Source organism: bacterium (assembly GCA_036382775.1).
Classification (GTDB): Bacteria; Hydrothermota; Tepidihabitantia; order SM23-42; family JAOAFX01; genus DASVHD01.
Genome location: DASVHD010000026.1, coordinates 21,622 through 46,766, shown reverse-complemented (window position 1 = coordinate 46,766; position 25,145 = coordinate 21,622). Strand labels below are relative to the sequence as shown.

Below are 25,145 nucleotides of genomic sequence, written 5' to 3'. Positions count from 1 at the left end.
GAGAAATGATCTGGGGGAAAAATGCGCAAGCCTAAGATAAGAGAACTGATCGAGGCGATCAAAGCGATATTCAAAGGACCTTATACGAGCCAATTCCCCGGAAAGCCATCGCCCGCGCAGAAAAGGTTCAGGGGAAAGATAGAATTCGATCTTGATAAATGCATTCTCTGCGGTGCCTGCGTTGAAGTTTGCCCGGCCAATGCCCGGGCTCAGGAAGACAATAGAACGAAAAAAATAAGACGCGAGATCCATTACCAGGAGCGGTGCGTGTACTGCGGCCAGTGCGTCGCGTACTGCACGACCAAAGATGGGATACGGCACACCCAGGAATATGACCTGGTACAGATAACAAAGGATGGCTACACCAACTCGATCGAGAAAGAGCTGATCCTCTGCGAGCGCTGCGGGACCGTGATCACAACGCGCGCGCAGTTGCTGTGGATCGCGCACCGGGTTGGCGAGCTTGCTTACGCGAACCCGACCTTGTTCCTGGTTTTATCGCAGGAATACGGCGAGGAGAATCTGCCCAGAAACAAGGATGCTGCGCCGTACCGAAGCGAGCATCTCAGATTCCTTTGCCCGGCATGCCGGCGCAGCGTCTACCTTCACGAGATCTGGGGATACTGAATATGTTTGACAGCTCACGGCATATGAATATAATCGATTCGTTCATGAAGACTGAACGCCTCTGTTTCCAAAGATCGAGGTGGATGCATGAATGACCCGAACGGTTCCCTCCTTATCCTGACCATCCTCGTTCCGGCAATATGCTCTTTCTTCGCTCTGATCAAGCCGATCAGGAGAGCGGTGGGACTTGGCGCTGCGCTTTTTGTATTTTATCTGACCATAAGGATCTTTCTCGCCGCTCGGCTGGCGCCCTTCTCGTTCGAAATCATGAACCTCTACGGTTTATCGCTGGCTCTCTACGCGGATGCCTTGAGCAGTTTCATCATCATGGGCTGTTCAGCCTTTGCCGCCTTGCTGGCGCTTTATTCGCCATCATTCCTTCACGGATATCCGGGGAGCCGTTTCTACGTTTTTTACATTCTTTTGACGCTGGCGGCGGCCAACGGCGCGGCGCTTTCCCACAGTCCATTCATGCTGGTTTTTTTCTGGGGTTTCCTGGTAGTGGTGCTTTATGCGATGATGATGGTTGCCCGCAAGGACCCTTCAGGAGCCGCTCAAAAGGCGTTTCTTATCATCGGCATCTCTGATGTTTTCTTGATCCTTGGGTTTATTTTGATATTCGTAAAATTTGGCGTTGCCACGATGACCTTAAATCATCCCTTGCGCCTTGATCAGCCCCTCGCGGTCTTTGCCTATATCCTGATACTTATCGGCATCCTTGCTAAGGCGGGCGCTATGCCTTTGCACAGCTGGATTCCTGAAGCTGCCAAGGTCGCCCCTGCGCCAACGATGGCTTTCATCCCCGCGAGCCTTGATAAACTGCTCGGCATCTACATGTTGATCAGGGTTTCCTATTTTGTTTTTGACCTGCACGGTTCAATGCCTTTAAGGCTGCTATTGATGATCATCGGTTCGGTGACGATCGTCGCCGCCGTGATGATGGCGATGATCCAGAAGGAAGCAATACGATTATTGTCGTTCCACGCGGTTTCCCAGGTTGGTTATATGGTCCTGGGGATCGGCACGGGCATCCCCATCGGGATCGCCGGCGGATTATTCCATATGATCAATCACACGATTTACAAAGCCTGCTTGTTTCTATCAACTGGGAGTGTTGAATATCGAACAAAGACCACGGATCTGGAGCGACTTGGCGGACTGGGAAATAAAATGCCGCTGACTTTTTTGTCGTTCATAGTGGCCGCGCTGGCTATTTCCGGTGTCCCGCCCTTGAATGGTTTCTATTCAAAATGGATGGTTTATCAGGGCGTAGTCCAGTTATCGCGGGAAACTGTTATCTGGCCGATATTCTTGATCGCCGCGATGTTCGGCAGCGTCTTGACCCTCGCTTCTTTTCTGAAGATGATCCATTCGGTTTTCCTGGGTAGCCGTCCCAAGGAATTCGATGGCGTGAAAGAAAACCGCTTCGAATTGGTCGCACCATCTCTGATTCTGGCTTTTTTCTGCATCGTCTTTGGCATATTCGCGGCACAGATCCCCATGAAGTTCCTGATCGCGCCGTCACTGCCCTTCGCGATACAGAGCTCCGGGTATTGGTCGCCGGTGATCGCCGTTATGCTCATAATTATAGCCCTCGTTATCGGTTTTATCATCTTCCTGTCCGGCACTGCCCTGAAACCAAGGCAAAGCCGGATCTTTGTCGGCGGCGAGATCATGGAAGGTGAAGAAGCCCGGATTCCGGGTACCGAATTTTATTCTTCGATAAAGCATATAAAGTACCTGCCTATGCTTTACGAAAAGGGCGCCGCCGGCGTATACGATCTCTTTAATTTGCTCTTGAAATTTGCCGAAGGAACCGCGGCGATAGTATTCAAGTACGTCGACCGCGTTGTCGACCAGCTCAATTATGTTATCGCGGAAACGGTCAGGCTCCTGAGCTCGACTTTGAAGTCGCTGGTCTTATGGGGTTTGATCGTTTTGGTTGTGCCCTTGCTGGGTTACATAACCACGGGTTCTATATTCGATCTGCAGGTCTTCGCCCTGCTGCTTCTGGTCGGCGGGCCGCTTATCGCGGTCACTGAAAACAATCTTAACAAGTTCCTGTTCGCGATCGCGGCCGGACAATGCGGCTTTGTCATGCTGGGTTACAGCCATAGCCTGGCGGTCGGTCTTCTGCAAACGTGCAATTCAGTCGTCGCGATTTTACTGGTCGCCATGGGCATCAAGACGGCGTTCAGATTGACAGGCAAAAGCAAGGTCCAGGAGATAACCGGACTGGTTAACAACGCGGGTGTGATGTCGGTTGGGTTCATTGTCGGTGGTTTGATGTTATCGTCGCTTCCTCCCAGTTCCAATTTCCTCGGCAAATATATGACCACGTCGCTCTTCGAAGGCAACGGGTCCATTGTCTGCATGATCGGTTTAAGCAGCCTATTGAACCTTGTCGCGTTCTTGCGCGTGATCCGGAAGGTCTTCTTGGGCCCCGCGGTGCTCCAGTCGCGGAAACGGTATGGTATAGAAGAGTTCTTGGTCGTTGTCCTTATCATCGTCAGCGTGCTGCTGGCTTTTCAGGCCGGTAATGTGATCGGGTATTTCGGATCGATCGGAGGTCCGGGTTGATGATCGCGACGATACTTATTCCGATCCTGGGCGCTTTCATTGTCCTTTGCTTCGGCCGCTGGCGTAGTGTCCAAAGGGCGCTGGCGGTGGCGATCACTGCCTTTACGTGTCTTCTTTCGGTTTTGCGTCTTGCCCAAAACCTGCTTGGCAATGTCTATACATGGCATGTGCCTTTTATCCCCGGATTCGACCTCTTCCTCAGGGCCGACGCGCTGTCGTCTTTCATGGCTTTTGTTTCTTCTTTGGTCGGAGCGCTGATCGTGATCTATTCGATCGGGTATATGAGGGACGATGAGCATCAAAGCGAGTACTACTACTTTGTTTTGCTCTTTATCGGTTCCATGATGGGGCTGGTCTACTCATGCAACCTGATACTCATGTACATATTCTGGGAAATGACCGCCATCTGCTCCTGGCGTTTGATCGGGCATCATCGCAACGAACCGCAGCATTTAGTGAACGCTGATAAGGCTTTTATCATCACGATCGCTGGTTCCGCATGCATGCTCATCGGTTTCGAACTTCTCTTTCAAAAGACACATACTTTAAACCTTACCCAATTGCAGGGCGTGGTCCCGACATTCGGCGTGGCTTTACTGATAGTCATCGGCATAATCGCTAAATCCGCTCAGGTGCCTTTACAAACCTGGCTGCCGGACGCCGGCGTCGCACCGACACCGGTCACCGCCCTGCTGCATGCCGCAGTCCTTGTCAAGATCGGGGCGTTCGCGTTCGCCCGGATCTTTCTCACCGCCCTGGTCTTGCCGCCAGGGTTCAACGGGTTTTTCCTGGTGCTGCTTCTGATCGGCGTGATAGTGACGGCCTGCGCTGCGCTCGTGGAAAACGATATGAAGCGCATCCTCGCTTATTCCACCATCAGCCAGATCGGATTGATCCTGATCGGTTTTACATTAGGCAATCCGGCCGCGGTCGCGGGCGCTCTTTTTTACATTTTAGCACATGGTATCGCCAAGGCAGGATTGTTCCTTGGCGTCGGCGTTATTGATCATTATGCGAAGGAACGCGATATCAGGAAATTACGCGGAATGGCAAGACTCTTCCCCGCTGATGGTTTTGGTTTTCTGCTTTGTGCGCTATCCATAATGGGCATTCCGCCCTTTGGCGGATTTTTTGCCAAAGTATTGATCATCCTTGGCGCCCTCCAGCAGCATAATCTTTTTGTCGCGCTGGGCATTGGGCTTGCCGCTGTCTTAAGTATTTTGTACATGATGCGTCTCTGGACAATCGTTTTTATGGGGGTGCCCATTGATCTTAAGGCAGGCAGAAAATTTGACCTGATGTCGCTGGTGGTGGTCATCCTCGGAATCCTCTCGCTTTTGACCGTCGGATTGCTCCGCTACCCGGTCGACATGATCGCTAACATAACCCAGCAGATTCTAAGATAACCTTCTATTACGCTCCACAGGGTATGATCAAAAAAATAAACTTGACTGCCACTTTCATGCTTTCCGGTTTGGTAAAACATTTTCCCCAACCGAAGATCGAACTTGACCATACAAGCAATTTCGAACTCTTGATCGCCGTAATCCTCTCGGCACAGACCACGGACAAGAAGGTCAATTCTGTGACGCCAGTGCTTTTCGCGAAATATCCTGATGCCCAAAAGCTGGCATGCGCAGACGTGGATGAACTTGAAAAAATATTGAAACCGCTAAAAACATAGCAAAGGAGGATCCATGGATCGCAGGACGACAGCAGCACTGACGGCTGTTTTGTTCGTTGCAAATTTCGCTTTTGCCACATTCTCGATAGTCGCGTATGACCCGGATACGAAGGAATCGGGGGTGGGTGTCGCTTCCCGGGTTTTCGCGGTCGGGTACATCGTGCCGTGGGCAAAAATCAACGTCGGCGCGATCGCCACCCAGGCGCTGGCGAATATCGATTACGGAGTTAATGGCTTAGAATTGCTGGCCAGTGGTTTTACGGCGCAGGCCGCTCTTGATTCGCTGTTAAAAGCAGATTCGGGCAGGGATGACCGGCAGGTGGCGATCATCGATAAAGACGGTCAGGTCGCGGCTTATACAGGAAAGGGCGCCAATGCCTGGGCCGGTCACCGGACCGGCGAGTACTATTCGGTCCAGGGAAATATCCTTGTTTCCGAGGATGTGGTTTTGTCCATGGAAAAAGCTTTCCTGGAAACGCCGGGTCCGCTGGCGCGCCGGATAATGAGCGCTTTGAAAGCGGGCGATAATGCCGGCGGGGATAAGCGGGGCCGGCAGTCGGCCGCGATCCTGGTGGTCAAGGAAAAAGGCGGGTATCAAGGAAAATACGACCGGCTGGTCGATCTTCACGTGGACGACGATACCGCCGCGGTCAGTGAACTGGACCGGCTGTATAACCTGTGGGAAAGTAATTTCGTGGTTGAAAGTTACCTCGACAACGGCGGTGCCGCGGAGACCGAATACGCGCTTATGATCATCGACCGCATGACGCAGGAAAAAGTCGACAACGCGGAAGTCTATAATTCGCTGGCCTGGGCACTGGCCACTCGCAAGGTCATGCCCGAGAAGGCCATCAGTCTGGCGCTTGATGCCAACGCGCTGGCACCCGAAGACACGAACATCATGGACACGGTCGCTGAAGCGTACTACTCAGCCGGTGATTATTCGAACGCTGTAAAATGGGAACAGCAGGCGCTTAAGCTTGAACCAACGAGCGAGTATTTGAAGAAACAGCTGCAGAAATACAAACAGGCAAAAAGCGGGGAAAAGACCAAATAACCGTTCGTTAAATCTGGCGGCAGAACTCGAAGAGGGTCCTGACACCAAAGCCGGTCGCGGTCTTTGGCTGATAAAATCTTTCGGAATCGGCGAATTCCTTGCCGGCGATATCGATGTGCACCCAGCGTGCGTCCTTGACAAATGCCTTGAGAAAGATGCCAGCGGTGATCGGCGCTCCGCCACGACCGCCTGAGTTCTTCAGGTCGGCGACGTCGCTTTTTATTTTTTCTTCGTATTCCTCGAAGAGCGGCAGTTCCCACATCCTTTCGCCGGTCTCATGGGTGATCGTAAGCAGTTTCTCAATTAGCCGCGCGTCATTGCCCATGACCGCAGCGGTGATATCGCCAAAAGCGATCATTGAACCGCCGGTCAGGGTGGCGATATCAACGATGACCTTTGCCCCCCGGGATTCTGCATAGCAGATCGCGTCGGCCAGCGTCATCCTGCCTTCGGCGTCGGTCGAGATGATCTCGATGGTCTTGCCGTTCATCGCCCGCACCACGTCACCGGGCCGCGACGCGCTTCCGGAAGGCATATTCTCGACCGCCGGGATCAACGCCATAACATTGACCTTTGAACCGGTCCTGGCCAGTGCCGCCATGACCGCGAAGACCACGCCACCGCCTGACATGTCGCCCTTCATGCGCTGCATGCCTTCCGGATCCTTAAGCGAGATCCCGCCGGAATCGAACGTTACGGTCTTACCGATCAGGCAGATCAAGGGGCGGTCGGATTTTTTGTATCGCAGAGTGATGAATTGGGGTTCATGATCGCTGCCCTGGCTGACCGAAAGCAGCGCGCCCAAACGTTTGAGCGCCAGTTCCCTGGGTCCGAGGATCGTGCAGGCGATCTTTTTATCCAGGCGCTGCTCTTTTAAAAAGGCTTTGATCCGTCGCCCCAGGAGGACGGGCGTCAGGTTATTCGCCGGTTCGTTGCTCAGGTCACGGCTTGTGTTCTGAGCTTCCGCGATGATCCGGCCGGTCTCGACGCCGTGCTTTATCGCTGGATACTTTCCCCGGTCGCTTTCGAAGATGGATATCGATCCGATACCGGTCATTTCCGGTTTTTTGTATTCGGTGAATTCATACAGAGCAAGGATCGTGCCTTCGACCGCGGCGCGTGCGCCTTGCTCCGGATCGATACCGCCGATGCCGGCACCGTGAACGATCATGGCGATCGTTTTCAGGTGTGCCTTTTTCGCCGCAAGCGCAGCAGCGCCGGCCGCTTTCCTGATGCTTTCGAGCCCAAAGGCGTTCGGTTTACCCAGACCGACGACCATGACCCGTCGCGCCTTGATCTTGTCCAGCGTGTGGATGATGAGCGTTTCGCCCCGTTTCCCGGTGATCTCGCCATTGTTTATTGCCCTGGAAATGGCACCGCCCATTGCCCGGTCGACGGCGCCGGTGGCACCGCCCGGTTTTTTCACGCCTTCAAAAAGATTCACGATCACTAGATCCCCGTCAAAATCAAGAATGGATTTATTGACGACCTTAATTTTCATTTAAACTCCTTTTCATTACGAATTAACCGAATGAAAGAATACGAATAAAACGAATGGTATAGACGTGGAAGCATTATATCCGTAAATGGTGGTTCGTCAATGGGTGGGCAGCGGAACCGAATCCTAATACTCCAGTCTGGTGCGAGATATGGAGAGCAGCATGCCGACCGCCAGGAAACACGCCAGGAGCGAGGACCCTCCGTAACTGATGAACGGCAGGGGTACGCCGGTGATGGGCAGGAGCCCCATGGTCATGCCGGTATTGATGACGGTCTGGTAAGCGAACCACGTGAAAACGCCGATGGTGAATATGCTCGCGAATCTGTTTCTCGCCTCCTGGGCGAGATCCAGGATCCGGTACAGCATGAAAGTGTATAGCGCGAGTACCACGATGATGCCGATCAGGCCGAATTCCTCGCCGATGCAGCTGAATATGAAATCCGTGTGCCGTTCCGGCAGGAATTCGAATTTTTTCTGCGTGCCCGCCAGGAATCCTTTGCCCAGGATGCGTCCTGAACCGATCGCGATCTTGGACTGGATCACCTGCCATGACATGCCGCGCGGATCGAGCCAGGGCGCGAGAAAAGAGATGATCCTTTTCTGCTGGTATACCTTCAGAGAGTTCCATATGACGGGCATCATGAGGCCGGCAAGAGGATTGGTGATCAGGCCGTACACCAGGTCACTCAGTTTTTTCCTCAGCGCTAAAAACACTACGAAGCCGGCGATGTAGACGACCCATAGGTAGATGGAAAAGCTGGCGATGGCCGACAGCAAGGGCGAGAAGAAAATGAAGATCTTGGCGCCAGGCATCCCCGCCCAGAAAAACATGACCACTAAAATGGGGAAGAATATCTGGGCTGCGCCCAGATCCGGTTCGACGAAAACCAGTGCCGCCGGCAGGCTGATGATGACCAGTGGTATGAGCATATGAGTGAACTTTTCGAATTTTTTCTGCCTTGCCAGATATGCCGCGAGGAAGATAATAGTGCCCAGCTTCGCGAACTCCGACGGCTGTATCGATATTTCTCCCAAATGGAACCAGCGCCGGGGATAACCACTGGAAGCAAAGAATATTAGCAGCAGCAGAACCACAACCACGAAATAGACGTACGGTGACAGGGCGATCCAGAAGCGGGGCGAGATCCGCGCGAAGGCAATGCAGACTGCCAGCGATATGCCCAGCCAGATACTCTGCTTGAGCAGCGCGTTGAGACCGCCGGTCGAGAAGATCATGACCAGTCCAATGATCGACAGGATGACGGCGGCGAATATGATCCGCGTGTCAGTTCGACCCATGAACGCTGTCCTTGTTAGCGAAATATACTTTCATGATCCGTCCGGCGATCGGCGCTGCGACGCTGCCGCCGTGTCCGGCATTCTCGACGACTATGCAGACCAGAATATCGGGATGCTCGACCGGAGCATAACCGACAAACAGTGAATGGTCGTCCCCGTGTGGATTCTCGGCGGTTCCGGTTTTCCCTCCCACCTCGATATTTTCGACGCGGGCCAGGACACCGGTGCCTGCGGCTACGACGCCGAACAATCCTTTTTTCACCACCTCTATGGCCTCGCGGGATAAACCGGTCTTGCGAAACATCGATTTTGCCCCCAGAACAAGATGCGGTATCGGTATCGTGCCGTCATTGGCAAAGACCAGATAAGAACAGGCCAATTGTAAGGGTGTGACAAGGAGGTCACCCTGCCCGATACTCAGATTCAGCACGTGACCTTCGGTCCAGTATTTCGTATAGCGCGAAACAAACCACGCGCGGTCCGGCATGATCCCGGCTTTCTCCTGGGGCAGATCGATGCCGGTCTTTTTTCCGAAACCGGCGGCTGCCGACCGGGAAGCGATCGTGTCCACGCCCGTGAACCTGCCCAGCTGGTAAAAATAAACATCGCACGACTGGATGATGGCGTCTACCAGGGGCAGGCGGCCATGTTTTTTCCAGCAGCCGAACCTTCGGTTCCCCAGCCGGTATGAACCGGCACAAGATTCGAAGTACCGGTTTTCTGTCACCATGCCGGCATCGAGCGCCGACAGGGCGACAAAAGGCTTGAACGTGGAACCGGGCGGGTAGCAGCTCATGATCGCGCGGTTGTACATGCACGCGTCCGGGGAGTTATACAACAACTGCCATTCATCGTATCGCAAGCCATGGATGAAGCCGTTTGGATCGAATCCCGGTTTGGAATACAATACCAGCACTTCGCCCGTCGATGGGACGATGACTACTGCGGCCGCGCGCTCATAATCGCTCAGGTAAGTGGCGGTGGACTCGGTAAGCGCCAGGTCGATCGTGGTATAAAGATCGTTCCCGGGAATGACCGGGACTGGCCGTTTGTCAAGCACATCGCCGACCTCCCGGCCTCGGGCGTCGACCTCAATATATTCAATGCCATTGGTGCCTTTAAGTTTACTTTCATACTGCGCTTCAATGCCCATGCGGCCGATGTAATCACCGATGATGTAATCGTCCGTCGATCTCAATTCTTTTGAAGTGGCTTCGCCGACATACCCGATCAGATGCGCGAGCGCGGCCTTATACGGGTAGTTGCGCACTGGTTCAACCCCGACCTCTACGCCAGTCAGGTTTTCGTGTAACTCTTCAATGATCGAAAGCTGTCCAAACTCGATGTCATGTGCGATCTTGACCGAAATATAGGGATTTTTTTCCATTGCCATCTTGTCCTTAATCGCCGTCAGCTCGATTTTCAGGATCCGAGCGAGTGCGCTCAGCGATTGGTCATCCACCAGCGCCGGTATGACCGATACATAAAAACCCGGTCGTGAATTGGCGATCACGCGGCCCTCGCGGTCATAGATAATACCGCGCGGCGCCGGCACGAACTTTTTCTTTATGCGGTTTTCTTCTGACAGCCGGTAATATTTTCTACCATCGATGACCTGAAGGCGGATGCTGAAAACGAGGATCAGTCCAAAAAAAAAGAAAAGCGCAAATCTGACCAGCCGGAACCTTTTCAGTGCCTCAGCCATGTGCGAAACACGAGTTTATTCGCCGTAAGATACAAAGGCACGCAGGCTGCAACCGTGAGGATCAGCGGAGCCGGCGTGATCTTACTTCCGGTAACGACCGTGACCAGGATCACCTTCAGCAGGAAAAATACGGCAAAAGCAAGGAGGACCGTGATCAGATCCCGGGCCACGAATCGTTTGACATACAGGAGGACCTGCGCCAGAATGGTATAGGTGAGCGCATTGAGACCGAGGAATGTCGGATTGTAAAGGTCGATGAGCAGGCCGGCAAAGAATGAAAATAGAATGGCGAACCAATCATTTTCGTTGAAGATGATGAAAAAAAGCATGACCGTTACCAGGTCAAGCAGGTGGTTTAACGGCAAGAACAGGTACAGTAGCGCGATATAAGCGATATATCTCATGGGTTCGAGTTCGGCTCGGGAGCTCTGGTTGGTCTGATATCAATGATGACCTGATCCGGCATGCTTGTACTTTCTGACTGGACCAGGATGTGGACGTAGTATAGCCGGTTGATCTGGATGCCGGGCGTCAATTCCACACTTTTGAAAAGAAGGTTGCCGGTTTCATATGTGCTCGCCACGCTCCCAATCAGTATCCCGGGGGGAAAGGTCTCGCTCATCCCCGACGTGTATATCGAGTCTCCCGCAGTTATGTCATCGCTGATCTTCACGTAATCAAGGCTCAGCCCGTCGTGGTATCTGACGATGCCGTTGATACCGGACCGTCCGTCAAATGCGCTGATCGCAATATTCCTATTTTCGATCGTCTCGATGATGCTGTAGTTGCCGCCGACTTGTTTGATCTTGCCGACCAGCCGGCCCGCGATGACCACCGGTTGATTGGCGTAAAGGCTGTCTTTTTTGCCTTTGTCGATATACAAAAAACCGTTGAAATCCGACGGATCCCGACCTATGATGTGCGCCGTAATGAAACGGTACGCCGATGGGACCAGCTCAACGCTGTCGGTCTGCAGCTTTTTCCTAAGCCGGGTGTTTTCCAGGCCCAGTTCGCTGATCTGGATCTCGAGGTCATTGATGCGACTGCGGGATACGGACAGGAATTGGATATAGCTGCCCGCAGTTCTTAGCGGAAAAAGCAGGAACGGCGACAGCTCGGCCGAGATATTCAGGCTCGCCTGATCATTGACCAGCATGAGAATGATCGCTATGAAGGCAAGGCAGATGGAAAGTACGAGTTGATTGCGTAACAAATAACTACTCTCGTTTCAAACTCAGGATCACCTTTTCAAATTTAGGCATGTCCTCCAGAATCCGGCCCGCGCCCAGCACGACCGCCTTGTTCGGTTCTTCCGCCACGGTGACCGGCAGGTTGGTTTCTTCTCTGATCAGCGCGTCAAACCCGCGGAGCATGGAACTGCCGCCGGTCATATAAATGCCCGCGTTCACGATATCGGCCGCCAGTTCCGGCGGGGTCCGTTCCAGGGTCAAGCGGATCGCTTCAATGATCATGGAAAGCGGTTCCTGGATGGCTTCCCGGACTTCATGGCTGGTGAATTTTATGGTCTTGGGGATCCCCACTACGAGATCGCGGCCCCGGACCTCGATGGTCTTATCTTCCTCGGTCGGGAACGCGTTGCCGATCGCGATCTTGATCTCTTCCGCGGTTTGTTCGCCGATGATGAGGTTATAATTCTTTTTTATGAATTGAACGATGGCATCGTCCATTTCATCGCCGGCCACCCGGATCGAGTTGTTGGTGACGATGCCGGAGAGCGCTATAACAGCGATCTCCGTGGTTCCGCCGCCGATGTCGATTACCATGTTGCCGGTGGGGAGGTGGACCGGCAGGTTAATGCCGATGGCCGCAGCAATTGGTTCCGAGACCAGGTATACTTCCCGGGCGCCGGCGGCTTCGGCAGAATCGCGAACAGCGCGTTTTTCCACTTCGGTAATGCCTGAGGGAACGCAGATGATGATCCGTGGCCTCGTGAGCAGTCTTTTTTTCTGGACCTTCTCTATGAATACGCGCAAGAGCAGTTCCACCATTTCGAAATCGGCGATTACCCCGTCCTTCATGGGCCTGATCGCCTTGATGTTCTCGGGCGTTTTGCCCAGCATCTTTTTTGCTTCATCGCCGACGGCTAGATACTTTTTGCTCCGTGTGTCGATCGCGACCACGGTCGGTTCATTGAGCACGATGCCGCGGTCGTTGATATAGATCAAAGTCGTGCAGGTACCCAGATCGATGGCGATATCACTCATAAAATAACCCTTTATCGATCGAAAAAATGATCCAATTGTAAATGCCACTGAACGTCCTCCTGTTTAAATATATGATATTGATATTCGGTGAAAAGTCAATAATGTGTTGTGCCCGGGTAGCATAACTCCGGGAGCGTGCCGGTCCCTCACCCGATATAGTTATAGGCTCTGGTATGCGACCAGGATCTTAACCAGGCCGCTCAGTGCCGCGGTCTCGCTGCGCAATCGGGCAGACCCCAGGGAAACAGGTACGGCGCCGTGATCCTGGAACAGGTTTATTTCCTCAGGCGCCAGCCCGCCTTCGGGCCCGACGATCCATAAAAGCGACCTTTTGCCGCCGGGGATCTCCCGGGATCCGGAGGGGTCGCCGAGGAGCGCGAGGTCATACTGCGAAAATTCCTGTACCAGGGATTTTGTTTTTTTTATTAATTCCACGGATGGCAGGTAAAACCGTTGGGATTGGATCATGGCCGAGACCGCGATCCGCTCCAGATGTTTGACTTTTGCAGCCCCCGGGTTTTTAACGACGGAGAACCGGGTGGGGAAAAGCATAAATCTCCGTACCCCAAGCTCGGTGCCTTTTTCGATGATAAGGTCGTTGCGGCTGCCTTTGATCGGCGCGAAGGCAATGTCGACGCGGACCGATGCTGGTGGTCCAATGACCGACTGCGCGGTTATGCTCGCCAGGACCTTTGATCTCGTCGTTGAGGAAATGCACGCGGCAAAGACTTTACCGCGGCCGTCGGTGACCTGGATGCTGTCGCCGGGCTGCAGCCGCAGCACATCGGTGATGTAGTGGCAGTACGTGCCGCTGAAAAGTATCGAAGTGCTGGTGATGCATGATGGCGGAGCGTAAAGAAGATTGTGGGGGTGGATCATGAACGATCGGATCGTCTATTCCGACGCCCTTCTTTTGGGTGCTGGTTCTCCTTCGTATTTTTTTAACTGCTCAATTACGCTGTTCAAGTTTTTGTCGGTGGTTTCCAGCGGTTTCAGGTCGATTTCCACGTACAGGTCGCCAAAACCTCCGCGTATGCGCGGCATGCCCTTGCCCCGGACCCTGATGATCTCGGGTGCGCTCGTGCCTTTGGGGATCTTGATCGTGTCCTTGCCGCCGTTGAGCCCGGGGACATCGATGGTGCCGCCCGCGATGAGTTTCGAATACGGCGTCAGAATCCTGATATAAAGGTGATCGCCGCGCCGTTCAAAATAATCATGCGGTTTTTCCTCAAACTCGACGATGATGTCGCCTTTGCCGCCGGTTGCATAATGACCTTCACCTTTCAGAACGATGTATTGACCGGTGGCGATACCCAGCGGTACCTTGATCTCGATGGTGCGGGACGCCCGGATGCGGCCCTGCCCGCCGCATTTGACGCATGGGTTCTTGATAGTCTCACCTTTACCCTGGCACTGTGGGCAGGTCGAGACCATCATGGAAATCATGCCGAAGACGCTGCGGCCCTGGGTCTTTACCTGCCCCGTTCCCTTGCACCGGGGACAAGTCATAAAATCGAACCCGCCTTTGCCATGGCACGGCTGACAGGCTTCAAACCGGTTGAATTTGAATTCCTTGTGCGCGGAGGCAAAGATCTCTTCCAGCGTGACGCTCAGTATCACGTGGAGGTCGCCGCCCCGTTTCCTGCGGGTTTGAGAGGCCCGTGAGCCGCCGCTAAGAAGATCTTCGAACATCGATCCGCCGAGGATATCGCCCAAGTTGCCGAAAATACCTTGCAGGTCATCGAAGTGCGTGAAGTCTTCCCATTTGAACCCGCCGCCACCGAACGTTTGAGAGACGCCTTCATGCCCGTACTGGTCATATAGTTCCTTTTTCTTGGAGTCCATAAGCACTTCGTAGGCTTCGGATATTTCCTTGAATCTTTCTTCCGACTCTTTTTTATTGTCGGGGTTCATATCGGGATGCCATTTTTTTGCCAGATCCCGGTATGATTTCTTGATCTCCTCAGGCGAGGCGCTACGGCTGATGCCCAGGGTCTGGTAATAATCCTTCTTCATATCTTCGTTATGCGAAGATGAAATTCTAAACTCGAATATCTAAATCCTAAACAATACCGAAACCCCAATCACCCAAATCCAAAACAACGGCATGATTTTGTATTTTGAATTTGTTTATGTCTCATGCTGAGTATTCGACACGAAGCGGAGATTAGCATTTTGTGCTTAGGATTTATCATTTTTGCCCTCTTCGTCGACGATGCGATAATCTGCTCCGTCCGCACCCGCTCCCGGCGGTTCCGGTTTGGGTTCGGTTTTTGGAGGTTCCGTAGGTGCCTCCGGCGTGGCCTGTGCTGAGCCTTTGTAGACGGCTTCCGAAAGTTTGTACACTGACTGCTGGAGGTCGTCCATCGCCTGCTTGATGCCGTTGATATCCGCCGAATCCTTCTTATTCTTCAGGACCTCCAGTTTTTTACTGATCTCACCGCGTTCGTCGACCGAGATCTTTTCGCCGTACTCACGCAGGGTTTTTTCCACGGAATAGATGATGCTATCCGCCTGGTTCCTCGCATCGATCAGTTCTTTTTGCTTGCGGTCTTCGGAGGCATGCTCCTCGGCTTCATGGACCATATTATCCACTTCGTCTTTGGACAGGCCACTCGAAGCCGTGATCCGGATCTTCTGCTCTTTCCCGGTACCGAGGTCTTTCGCCGAGACATGCAAGATGCCGTCCGCGTCGATGTCGAAAGAGACCTCGATCTGGGGGATGCCACGGGGCGCCGGCGGGATCCCGTACAGGTCGAACCGCCCCAATACCCGGTTCTGATGCGACAGGGTGCGTTCGCCCTGAAGTACGGTGACCGTGACCGCGGTCTGATTGTCGTCGGCGGTCGTGAAGATCTGCGATTTCTTTGTCGGGATCGTGGTGTTACGCGGGATGATCGATGTCATTACCCCACCAAGGGTCTCAATGCCCAGCGTTAGCGGCGTGACGTCGAGCAGGAGAATATCTTTCACATCGCCGCCCAGCACTGCCGCCTGGATCGCGGCGCCGACGGCAACGACCTCATCAGGGTTGATGCCCTTGTGAGGTTCGCGGCCGAAGTACTCGCGGACTATTGACTGGATCTTGGGCATGCGCGTTTGCCCGCCCACCATGATGACCTCATCGATCTCCTGCGGCGTCAGCTTAGCGTCCAGAAGCGCCTGTTTGCACGGCGGCAGGGACCGCTGGACCAGGTCATCGACGATCGCTTCGAGCTTGGCCCTGGTTATTTTCATCTCAAGGTGCAGGGGCGTGCGGTCGACGTCCGAACCGATGAACGGCAAGCTGATCGTGGTTTCCATGACGGTCGAAAGCTCGCATTTGGCTTTTTCCGAGGCTTCTTTTAACCGCTGCAGAGCGGTCAGATCCTTGCGCAGATCAATATTATTGTGCTCTTTCATGAATTCATCGGCCAGGATGTTCATGATGCGTTCATCAAGGTCGTCACCGCCGAGATGTGTGTCTCCGTTCGTCGACTTGACCTCGAAAACCCCTTCTCCGATTTCCAGGATGGATATATCAAAGGTCCCGCCGCCGAAATCGTAGACCGCTATCTTCTGGGCTTTTTTCTTGTCCAGCCCGTAGGCCAGGGATGAAGCCGTCGGTTCGTTTATGATCCTCAAAACTTCAAGCCCGGCGATTTTACCCGCGTCCTTGGTCGCCTGCCGCTGCGAGTCGTTGAAATAAGCCGGCACTGTGATGACGGCCTTTGTTATTTTCTCACCCAGGTAGGATTCGGCCGATTGTTTAAGATACTGAAGTATCATGGCCGAAACTTCGGGCGGTGAATAGCTCTTGTCCATGACCTCGACCCAGGCGTCGCCGTTTTGATGCTCGACGACCTTGAAAGGCACGCGGTTCGCTTCCTTCGGCACTTCATTGAACTTCCGGCCCATGAACCGTTTGATCGAGTACACCGTGTTGGTCGGGTTGGTGATCGCTTGCCTTTTCGCGAGCGGACCGACCAGGCGTTCACCCGATTTTGTAAAACCGACGACCGATGGCGTGGTTCTTCCTCCTTCGGGGTTCGGTATAACGACCGGCTGCCCGCCTTCCATGACCGCAACGCACGAATTTGTTGTTCCTAAATCAATCCCTATTATTTTCGGCATTTTCTTGTCCTCCTTCAACTTGTTTGGAAACCATTACTTTTGCAGGTTTGATCACGCGGTCGCCGACTACATACCCCTTGCTGATTTCCTCAACGATGGTATTTTCCGGTTTGTCGTTTACGGTAACGACCGCGATTGCCTCATGTTTTGCCGGATCAAAGGTCTCACCGAGGCCGGAGAATTCTTTCAAGCCCAGACTTTTAAGTGTTTCCTTGAATTGTCGATCTATGATCTCCAAACCCTTTCGGAAACTTTCGAAATCCTCGTTCATCTCCGCACCGCAGAGCGCCCGGTCGAAATTCTCGAGCACGGGAATGATTTTCAGAAAAAAATCGACCTTCGAATATTTTTTATGTTCATCCATTTCCTTGTCCATGCGCTTGCGGTAGTTGTCCATGTCCGCGACCGACCGCAGGTATTTATCCTTTGTCTGCTTGAGTTCCGTTGTTTTTTCCAATAGATCCTCTTTCATTTTTGATACTGGACCCTTATGTTTCATGCCCACTCCTGCAAAAATGGCAAAAATGGTAAAAATGGTAAAAATGGTAAAAACAGTAAAAACAGCAAAAACACATTATTTTCCATTACTTTAGACAACTTCTGAAGAATAAGGTTTACCCGATAGCTTTTCATTTCCCGGCCGATAGCCTTTCAGCCAGCACTTCGGGCAGGCCGGCCTTGACGATCTTCTGCTCGGCCAGGGGAATGTTATATTCCACCCTGATGATCTCAAGTGAATCATTATTGCCATCATAGATCGCGTAGGAGGCTCTTGGATCAAGGTCCCTGGGTTGCCCAACGCTCCCGACATTGATGATATATCGTCTTTTTTTCAGGAGCGGGAAAGGATTTTCCCTCAGGAAATCCGTGTAACTGTTCGTATCCTGAAAAACCGCGCTCGGGATGTGAGAATGACCGACAAAGCAGAGTTGTTCCATAAACGCACTGAACTGATGATGGAAATCATCCAGGGCAAAAAGGTAGTGCCACTGCTCCGGTTTGTTGGGTGAACCATGCACCAGCAGCAGATCGCCGGTGGAGTGAGTGAGTGGCAATTTGCTTAATATCTTTTTTGAATCTTCGGTCAGTTTTTTTTGCGTCCATCTGATAGCCTCAGCCGCCACCGGGTTGAAGGTGGAAATATCGGTTTTATTGACTGCCGCGTAGTCGTGGTTGCCCGCGATCGTGGCGTCGGATTCCTGACTGACGATCGCGATGCATTCGTTGGGATTCGCGCCGTAACCGACGAGATCACCCAGGCAATAAATGCTCTTTATGCGCCTTTTCTTGATGTCCTTCAACACTGCCTGCAGGGCTTCCAGATTGGAGTGGATATCGCTTATGATCGCTGCTTTCAATGGTCCTTTGCCTTGCGGTCACCCTTTGCTGCGCTGGCGATCGCGTCCAGGATGCCGTTCACGAACTTCGGCGAATCCTCGTCACCGTATTTTTTGCTGATCTCGATGGCTTCATTGATCGCGACCTCGTACGGGATTTCGGGAATGTATTGGATCTCGCATACGCCGATACGGAGGATCAGCTTGTCAATAAGCGATACCCGGTCAAGCTGCCAGTTCTTTAATACCTTGACGATCGCAAGGTCAATGCTGGCCAGGTTATCAATGGTCGTCTTGACCAGGGTGGTGGTGAAGATTTTATTATCCGCCGAATATTTCCGGCTGCTCAGCACCTGCTCCATGATGTCCTCGATTTTCCCGTTTCCCTGTTCATGCCAGTACAGGATCCTGAGCGCCAGTTCCCTCGCCCGCCGCCTGCTCATTGCGCCATGTCCGCCAGATCACGCTGCTGATGATCCCCTGTCGTGACCGCGTTCATCGTTTGGTTTTTGGTTTTACGTTTATCTTGGTATAGAGGTCGGCCATTTCCAGTGCGGTCATTGCCGCGTCCCATCCCTTGTTGCCTTTCTTGGTGCCGGCCCGCTCGATGGCCTGTTCAGTCGTGTCTGCCGTTATTATGCCGTATATGACCGGAGGCCCGGGTTCCAGGTTCAGTGTGGCGATGCCCTTGGTGACCTCGTTGGCGATGTAGTCAAAATGGGGCGTATCGCCCCGGACAACCGCTCCCAGGCATATAAGGCCATCGAATTTCGTACTCTTGAGCCTTTTAGCGAGTCCGGGTATTTCAAATCCGCCCGGCGTCCAGAACACCTCGATTTCGCTGTCCTTGACACCGTGCCGCAACAGGCAATCAATGGCGCCTTCCAGCAGCTTCCTGGATATGAATTCGTTGAACCTGGAGACGATGACCGCGAAATGTTTGCCTTTGCCGATCAGACTTCCTTTAATTTCCTTCATTCGTTGCCTCCCGTGTTTATGCACAAAGTTCGCTACTAACTGTTTCCTAATAATCCTTATTGTCGAAAACGGCCTCCGGTATGAGATGACCCAGTTTTTCCTTTTTAGTTCTCAGGTATCTCAGATTTTGCTTATGAGGAGCAAAGATCAGGACCTGTTCCGTCACTTTCAGCCCGTAACCCTCGAGACCGATGATCTTTTTGGGGTTATTCGTCAACAATCGTACGGTCGAAAGACCCAGATCGGCCAGGATCTGGGCGCCGATCCCGTAGTCGCGCAGGTCCGGCGCAAAGCCCAATGCGATATTCGCCTCGACCGTGTCCATTCCCTGGTCCTGCAGCTGGTATGCTTTAAGCTTATTGGCCAGACCGATGCCCCGTCCTTCCTGCCTCATATACAAGAAAACGCCGTTTTTGTTCTTTGCTATGAGCTTCAGCGCCATATCCAGCTGGTCTCCGCAGTCGCACCTCAGCGAATGGAAGACATCACCGGTCAGACATTGGGAATGCACGCGTACGAGCACGTCTTTCTTGCCCGCGACCTCGCCGCATACCAGGGCGACATGGTGGTCGTGGTTCAGGGTATCCTCATAAAGGATCAGGGAGAAATCGCCGTACTTTGTTGGCAAACGCGTCGCAAGTACGCGCGTGACGAGTTTTTCATTCCGGCGGCGGTATTCAATGAGATTTTTCACGGTAATGATCTTCAGGCGCAGCTTCTTTGCGATCCGTGCCAGCTGTGGCAGCCGCGCCATGTGGCCGCTGGCATCCATTATTTCACAGAGCACGCCCGCCGGGTAAAAACCGGCAAGCCTTGCAAGGTCGATACTGGCCTCGGTATGACCCGCCCTGCGCAGGACACCACCCTGGGCTGCGCGCAGAGGGAAGATATGCCCGGGCCGGGCCAGGTCTGACGGTTTTGTTTTTTTGTCGATCAGCGCCTTGACCGTTTTCGCGCGGTCATATGCAGAGATCCCGGTCGTGGTTCCCTTGATGGCGTCCACGCTGACCGTAAAGGTCGTTCCGTGGAGCGCCGTGTTATCCTGGACCATGACCGGTATGTCAAGCTGTTCCAGCCGGTCCTGGGTAAGCGGAACGCAGATCAATCCCCGGCCGTGCTCGGCCATGAAGTTGATTAGACGCGGGCTAACTTTTTCGGCGGCCGCAATAAAGTCACCTTCATTCTCGCGGGCTTCATCGTCGACCACGATCACAGGCTTCCCTTTTCTGATCTCGCGGATCCCTTCTTCAATTTTAGCGATCACTCCAATATTGTATCGATATTCGTAAGAAAGTCAAGATTTTTAGCGAGCGACAGAAAAACCCGTCGCTGCGATGATTACCGCGACAACAGATAGATGACATTGATATTTCGTTAGTTTTTCATCACTTTCAGCTTGCTATTGTAGCCCTTTCATATATACTGGTTACGGCGGCAAAGCTTATGAAGCGCAAACACCTGACCGATATCCTGCAAGGCAATTTTGATAAGATCGATGATCCGGCGGTATTCGATTCTGCCGGTCAGTTCGCGACCGCGGTCAGATGGAGCATTCTGTTACGAAAGACAGGCATACTCGGCATGATCGGCAATTTTGACATCGCCACGACCATTGCTAACCAATGTCTGCGCATGGCTGAACGATCGGGCATAAAGAAGTTGATGGCCGATTCCTTTCTTTCGGTAGCCGAGATAAATTCCGATGTCGGCGATTTCGATGCGGTAAAGCGGGCTTCGATGCAAGCGCTTGGCTTGTTCCAGAACATCGGTGATGTCAATGGACAGGCATGGTCCCTGAACCAACTAGCCCGGGCGTACGGCTATCTGGGTGATCTCGGGCTCGCCGGTGAAAAGCACAAGCAAGCAGGGAAATTATTTGAAAAGAGCAATAACCTGGAGGGTCTTGCCTATACCTACAATAATCTGGCGATCAAATACTGGCGTGGCGGGGATGTTGTCAGCGCACAAGAACACTATGAAAAAGCCCTTGAGATTTTTGAAAAACTGGGTATGAAGCTTCAGATGGCGCTGGCACTGAACAACATCGGCACCGTATTCCAGAGGACCGGTGAGTACGAGCAAGCCGCCCGGTATCTCAATAAAGCTCTGCACATCAGGCGCGCCGCGGGTGATAAGCGGGGTATTGCGACCTGCATGAACAATCTCGGGATGAACGATATGCTGCTGGGTAATTTCCGGCAGGCGCTTGCACGGTTTGCGGAAGCATTGCGCATCCGCGAAGCAACCGGTGAAATAATGGAGATCGGCATTATCACCAGTAATCTGGCGAACGCGCATTCAAAGCTCGGTAACAACTCGAAAGCCAGCCAGTTGTACAACGAGGCCCGGATCCTTAAAAAACGAATGGGTGATGATTATTCGCTGGCGATCACCGATGCCCATTTTGTGCTTGCCGCAATTGAAGCTGGTAAATTCGAGGAAGGCGAGCAGGTATTGGCTGAGGTGGAACGGATCAATGAAAAACTTCAAAATCCCGAGATCACTGCGCGGGTCAACGAAACAAAAATGATGTTTCGACTGGAGCAGGGGTTGCCGGTTGACGCTGATTTTCAGCGGTGCATTTCCTGTGAGATCTCGCTGGCTGAGAAAAACAATCTTCAGGTTCGTGTCGGATCGCTCAAGGTGATCCTGGGAAGATCCTATTTACAGAAAAAAAGATATGCTGAGGCCAGTGAAGTGCTGGTAAGCGCGCTGGAATTATTCAAAAAACTGAAGGACGTATATAACCAGGGCCGCGTTCTTTATTACCTGGGGCGGGTCGAGGCCGATGAAGGTAAAAGTGAAAAAGCTCAGGGCGATTTGCTGGAAGCTCTTGCCATATTCAAACGGATCGAAGCGGCAGGATGGGTGATTCGCGTGACCAGCCTGCTGCAGCGCTTTCAAACCGGTCAATGAGCAGGATAAATATTGACTTACATGATAATTTCATTAAAATGAAGACAGCGATGGATCGATAGCGATGCCGGCTAACCTGACACCCCAATATTACGAAGCGGAGAAAAAATACCGGGAGGCAAAAACGCCTCAGGAAAAACTCGCGTATTTGCAGGAAATGCTGGCGATCATGCCGAAACACAAGGGGACCGAGAAGATCCAGGGTGACCTGAAGAGCAAGATCAGCAAGATCAAGGAGGCGTTGGAACACGGCCGCAAGAGCGGCGGCGGACCGTCTACCGCGTGGTATCAGGTCGACAAGCAGGGTGCGGGTCAGGTCGCGATGCTGGGTCTTCCGAACGCCGGGAAATCGGCGCTTTTGAACGCCCTGACCAATGCGAACGTGCCGGTCGCCGAATACCCCTACACGACGACCTCGCCGCAGGTCGGCATGATGCCCTACGAGGACGTCCTCATTCAGATCATTGACACGCCGCCGCTGTCCGATGATACGCAGCCGTGGATGTATTCGATATACCGCTCGGCAGCTTTTGTGCTGATCGTGCTCGACGCTACCGAAGACCTCGAGACCCAGTACGAATTGATCCAGGAGATGCTTGCCGGTCATAACATCGCGTGTGATCTTGGCAGCGATGCTGCGGCAGCAGGAGGGAACGTGATCAAAGCAGTACTCTGCGTCAACAAGACCGACGCGAAAGCGGTTGAAGAGAACTTAAAAGCTTTTAGCCAGAGCAAAAAATACGCGGTACCGTTCATCCCTGTTTCAGCTGTGAACCATGACAGCCTTGCGGTGTTGAAACATGAGATTTTCAAAAGACTGGGGATCATCCGTGTATACACGAAGAAAGCAGGCCAGGCACCGGCCCGGAAAGATCCGGTCGTGCTAAGGTCCGGGACAACAGTAATCGATGCCGCGGAGTATATCCACAAGGACTTCAAGCAGAACCTTCAGTACACGCGGCTGTGGAACGATGCGGGATACACGGGGCAGCGGGTCGAGAAGAACTATATTCTGCATGATGGAGACATAATAGAATTTCATGTCTAATTCATCAAATCCTAAATCCGAATATCTAAATCCCGCTTCGTGTCGAATACTCAGCATGAGACATAAACAAATTCGAAATCCAAAATCCCAAATAGCTAACAACCAATTACTAGTTACTTATGATTCCTAAGCAACGCGCCAGCGAACTGCAGCTGATCGATTATATCAGAAAAAGATTTCCTCATAAAAGGCACGAAGTCAGGATCAGTATCGGTGATGACGCGATGGTGATGAAAAACGGCACGGTCGTGTCGACCGATTCGTTTGCCGAGGGCGTGCACTTCGATCTTCGGTACTTCACAAAATATGACCTGGGGTACAGAACAATGGCCGGGAGCCTGTCTGATCTCGCGGCCATGGCAGCTAAACCGGTGTGCGCCCTGGTGTCGCTTTATCTTCCCAAAAATACTACGCGGGGCGAGATCGCAGAATTGTATAAAGGTTTTTACGCAGCAGGAAGAAATTTCCGGCTTGAGATCTCAGGCGGTGATATTATCGAAAGCCCTTTCTGGGGCGTGACGATCACGGTCATTGGAATAACAAAAAAGCCTTTGCTCCGCAGCGGGGCAAAACCGGGACAGGTGCTGTCTGCCACAAACTTTCTGGGACTGGCAGAGGTTGGACGCCTCGCGTTGTTAAACCACTTGAACAAAAGGGAATTCCCAAAAGCCGTTGAAAAACATCTGTATCCGCGGCCCAGGATCAGTGAAAGCCTCAAATTAAAAAGATTCGCGACCGCCTGCATCGACACATCCGACGGGCTATCGACCGACGCCTTTCACATCAGCGAAGAAAGTAAGGTTAAGGTCGTGATCGAACCTTGCATGTTGCCGGTACATCCGGAAGTCGCGCTATACTGCCGATGGAGAAAGATCGACCCGGTGAAGTTCATTTTATCCGCGGGCGAAGATTTTGAACTGCTATTCACAGCGGATAAAGTACCGGTGAATATCGGTTTCTCCGTTAACCGGGTCGGCAGGATCGAAAAGGGAAGAGGGCTTTTTATCCAGACCAACCGCGGTCTCCGGCCTATCAGACCCAGCGGCTTTGAGCATTTGAAACAGGGTTGATCTTTACCCATCCCTTGACAATCCATTTTTATTTCCTATAATATAGCAGTAATTGCTACTGGAATTCGGAGATGGTATAAAGAGATTATTCTTTCTATTTAACCAATTTCCAATTACCATTTCCAAATTCTTAAAACGGGGGCGATCGGTCTTGACGGAGTGGATGACATGACTGAGGGCATGCCGAGGGTTCTAGCCACCTCGTAAATCCGACTGGAATTAAAAAAACATCCTGAAAACGGATACGCTCTAGCTGCCTAATTGAGCAGCTACGTCTGCCCGGGAAGCTCAGCCCGGCCTGGGGTCAGGCGTAATAAGGGCTGGAACTTGCCGGCTTGTGCCTGCAGGGCCGGCATTTGATCCTAACAGGCTCGCTCTTTTGGACCTGTCCCTTGGTTACCAATTGAGGAGAACCAAAAAGGGAATAAGTATGTAGTCCTCACCATCGAAACATTTCGGACGCGGGTTCGATTCCCGCCGCCTCCAATTTTGCGTGCATCTTATGTGATGCGCAGCAAAATTGAGAGTCCCGCAATATAGTTGCGGGGCTCCAAAATATCATTTATGGTCGCAGCAAAATTGAGAGTCCCTTTATCTTCTATCCCTCGCCCCCAACCTGGGGGAGAGGAAAAAGGTGAGGGGGTAGTTAATCAAATGCCAAAAAAGAAAAATCAAACGTACTCGGTCTACATCCTTGAAGCTGCTGACCATACATATTACACCGGTCTCACAAAAGATCTAAAGAAACGCCTGGAACTGCATAACTCGGGCCGCGGCGCGAAATATCTGAAAGGCCGCCTGCCGGTAAAACTGGTTTATTATGAACCGGCAAAAAATATCAAATCCGCGATGAAACGGGAGATCCAGATCAAATGCCTGCCGCGGTCAAAGAAAGCGCAGCTGATTACAAAAAGTTAATAGGTATTAAATTTTTTTCTATTTCTCGAGAAAACGAGAAGGTACGTCTGAGATTGCTTCGTCCCGCATAAGCAGCGTGGGACTCGC

At 52.5% G+C, this 25,145-nt stretch carries 23 protein-coding genes and 1 other RNA gene; 10 read left to right on the top strand and 14 right to left on the bottom strand.

Features of this window, described 5'->3' with window-relative positions; translation table 11 throughout:
- Window positions 1-21 precede the first annotated feature (21 nt).
- The 5 genes from VF399_04525 to VF399_04505 all read left to right on the top strand — a co-directional run bounded on the left by VF399_04525 (window position 22) and on the right by VF399_04505 (window position 5,948).
- Window positions 22-627, top strand: coding sequence for a 4Fe-4S dicluster domain-containing protein (locus VF399_04525; GenBank protein HEX7319606.1), 606 nt, complete (start codon window positions 22-24; stop codon window positions 625-627).
- An 87-nt stretch (window positions 628-714) separates the two neighbouring features.
- Window positions 715-3,207, top strand: a complete 2,493-nt coding sequence (locus VF399_04520) for a proton-conducting transporter membrane subunit (GenBank protein ID HEX7319605.1) — start codon at window positions 715-717, stop codon at window positions 3,205-3,207.
- A complete protein-coding gene (locus VF399_04515; GenBank protein HEX7319604.1) occupies window positions 3,207-4,613 on the top strand; it encodes an NADH-quinone oxidoreductase subunit L in 1,407 nt (468 codons plus the stop codon). The genes VF399_04520 and VF399_04515 overlap by 1 nt, the downstream gene beginning before the upstream one ends.
- A gap of 23 nt (window positions 4,614-4,636) precedes the next feature.
- Window positions 4,637-4,891 (top strand): hypothetical protein, encoded by a 255-nt coding sequence (locus VF399_04510; protein HEX7319603.1) that lies wholly within the window; start codon window positions 4,637-4,639, stop codon window positions 4,889-4,891.
- Window positions 4,892-4,904: 13 nt separating this feature from the next.
- Window positions 4,905-5,948 carry a DUF1028 domain-containing protein gene (locus VF399_04505; protein ID HEX7319602.1) on the top strand — a complete coding sequence of 348 codons (1,044 nt, stop codon included), beginning with the start codon at window positions 4,905-4,907 and terminating at the stop codon, window positions 5,946-5,948.
- A 7-nt stretch (window positions 5,949-5,955) separates the two neighbouring features.
- On the opposite strand, the gene VF399_04500 is transcribed toward VF399_04505, so the two are convergent.
- The 14 genes from VF399_04500 to VF399_04435 form a co-directional block, all read right to left on the bottom strand.
- Window positions 5,956-7,449 (bottom strand): leucyl aminopeptidase, encoded by a 1,494-nt coding sequence (locus VF399_04500; protein HEX7319601.1) that lies wholly within the window; start codon window positions 7,447-7,449, stop codon window positions 5,956-5,958.
- Window positions 7,450-7,572: 123 nt separating this feature from the next.
- A complete protein-coding gene (rodA, locus tag VF399_04495) occupies window positions 7,573-8,748 on the bottom strand; it encodes a rod shape-determining protein RodA (GenBank protein ID HEX7319600.1) in 1,176 nt (391 codons plus the stop codon).
- On the bottom strand, window positions 8,735-10,453 hold the full coding sequence (mrdA, locus tag VF399_04490) for a penicillin-binding protein 2 (GenBank protein HEX7319599.1): 1,719 nt from the start codon (window positions 10,451-10,453) through the stop codon (window positions 8,735-8,737). The genes rodA and mrdA overlap by 14 nt, the downstream gene beginning before the upstream one ends.
- Entirely contained in the window at window positions 10,438-10,857 is a 420-nt protein-coding gene (mreD, locus tag VF399_04485) for a rod shape-determining protein MreD (GenBank protein ID HEX7319598.1), read from the bottom strand. The genes mrdA and mreD overlap by 16 nt, the downstream gene beginning before the upstream one ends.
- Window positions 10,854-11,666, bottom strand: coding sequence for a rod shape-determining protein MreC (gene mreC, locus VF399_04480; GenBank protein HEX7319597.1), 813 nt, complete (start codon window positions 11,664-11,666; stop codon window positions 10,854-10,856). The genes mreD and mreC overlap by 4 nt, the downstream gene beginning before the upstream one ends.
- A gap of 4 nt (window positions 11,667-11,670) precedes the next feature.
- Complete coding sequence (locus VF399_04475) at window positions 11,671-12,678, bottom strand: rod shape-determining protein (protein HEX7319596.1); 1,008 nt, start codon at window positions 12,676-12,678, stop codon at window positions 11,671-11,673.
- 159 nt (window positions 12,679-12,837) lie between these two features.
- Entirely contained in the window at window positions 12,838-13,557 is a 720-nt protein-coding gene (locus tag VF399_04470) for an RsmE family RNA methyltransferase (protein HEX7319595.1), read from the bottom strand.
- Window positions 13,558-13,572: 15 nt separating this feature from the next.
- Window positions 13,573-14,694: a DnaJ C-terminal domain-containing protein gene (locus tag VF399_04465; protein HEX7319594.1), complete on the bottom strand. Its 1,122-nt coding sequence runs from the start codon at window positions 14,692-14,694 to the stop codon at window positions 13,573-13,575.
- Between the two features lie 165 nt (window positions 14,695-14,859).
- Window positions 14,860-16,791 carry a molecular chaperone DnaK gene (gene dnaK, locus VF399_04460; GenBank protein HEX7319593.1) on the bottom strand — a complete coding sequence of 644 codons (1,932 nt, stop codon included), beginning with the start codon at window positions 16,789-16,791 and terminating at the stop codon, window positions 14,860-14,862.
- A complete protein-coding gene (locus VF399_04455; protein ID HEX7319592.1) occupies window positions 16,769-17,290 on the bottom strand; it encodes a nucleotide exchange factor GrpE in 522 nt (173 codons plus the stop codon). The genes dnaK and VF399_04455 overlap by 23 nt, the downstream gene beginning before the upstream one ends.
- Before the next feature lie 130 nt (window positions 17,291-17,420).
- Window positions 17,421-18,149 (bottom strand): metallophosphoesterase family protein, encoded by a 729-nt coding sequence (locus tag VF399_04450; GenBank protein HEX7319591.1) that lies wholly within the window; start codon window positions 18,147-18,149, stop codon window positions 17,421-17,423.
- Window positions 18,146-18,571, bottom strand: coding sequence for a transcription antitermination factor NusB (gene nusB / locus VF399_04445; protein HEX7319590.1), 426 nt, complete (start codon window positions 18,569-18,571; stop codon window positions 18,146-18,148). The genes VF399_04450 and nusB overlap by 4 nt, the downstream gene beginning before the upstream one ends.
- 52 nt (window positions 18,572-18,623) lie before the next feature.
- On the bottom strand, window positions 18,624-19,106 hold the full coding sequence (gene ribH, locus VF399_04440) for a 6,7-dimethyl-8-ribityllumazine synthase (protein ID HEX7319589.1): 483 nt from the start codon (window positions 19,104-19,106) through the stop codon (window positions 18,624-18,626).
- Between the two features lie 46 nt (window positions 19,107-19,152).
- Window positions 19,153-20,370, bottom strand: coding sequence for a bifunctional 3,4-dihydroxy-2-butanone-4-phosphate synthase/GTP cyclohydrolase II (locus VF399_04435; protein ID HEX7319588.1), 1,218 nt, complete (start codon window positions 20,368-20,370; stop codon window positions 19,153-19,155).
- Between the two features lie 179 nt (window positions 20,371-20,549).
- Here VF399_04435 and VF399_04430 point away from each other — a divergent pair, with 179 nt between their 5' ends.
- The 5 genes from VF399_04430 to VF399_04410 all read left to right on the top strand — a co-directional run bounded on the left by VF399_04430 (window position 20,550) and on the right by VF399_04410 (window position 25,058).
- Window positions 20,550-22,022 carry a tetratricopeptide repeat protein gene (locus VF399_04430; GenBank protein HEX7319587.1) on the top strand — a complete coding sequence of 491 codons (1,473 nt, stop codon included), beginning with the start codon at window positions 20,550-20,552 and terminating at the stop codon, window positions 22,020-22,022.
- 64 nt (window positions 22,023-22,086) lie between these two features.
- The gene (locus tag VF399_04425; protein ID HEX7319586.1) at window positions 22,087-23,070 is read left to right on the top strand and encodes a GTPase; all 984 of its coding nucleotides are present in this window, start codon (window positions 22,087-22,089) and stop codon (window positions 23,068-23,070) included.
- A 119-nt stretch (window positions 23,071-23,189) separates the two neighbouring features.
- Complete coding sequence (gene thiL / locus VF399_04420) at window positions 23,190-24,140, top strand: thiamine-phosphate kinase (protein ID HEX7319585.1); 951 nt, start codon at window positions 23,190-23,192, stop codon at window positions 24,138-24,140.
- A gap of 137 nt (window positions 24,141-24,277) precedes the next feature.
- Window positions 24,278-24,629, top strand: a transfer-messenger RNA (tmRNA) gene (gene ssrA, locus VF399_04415).
- A gap of 165 nt (window positions 24,630-24,794) precedes the next feature.
- Window positions 24,795-25,058 carry a GIY-YIG nuclease family protein gene (locus tag VF399_04410; GenBank protein ID HEX7319584.1) on the top strand — a complete coding sequence of 88 codons (264 nt, stop codon included), beginning with the start codon at window positions 24,795-24,797 and terminating at the stop codon, window positions 25,056-25,058.
- The last annotated feature ends 87 nt before the right edge of the window (window positions 25,059-25,145 follow it).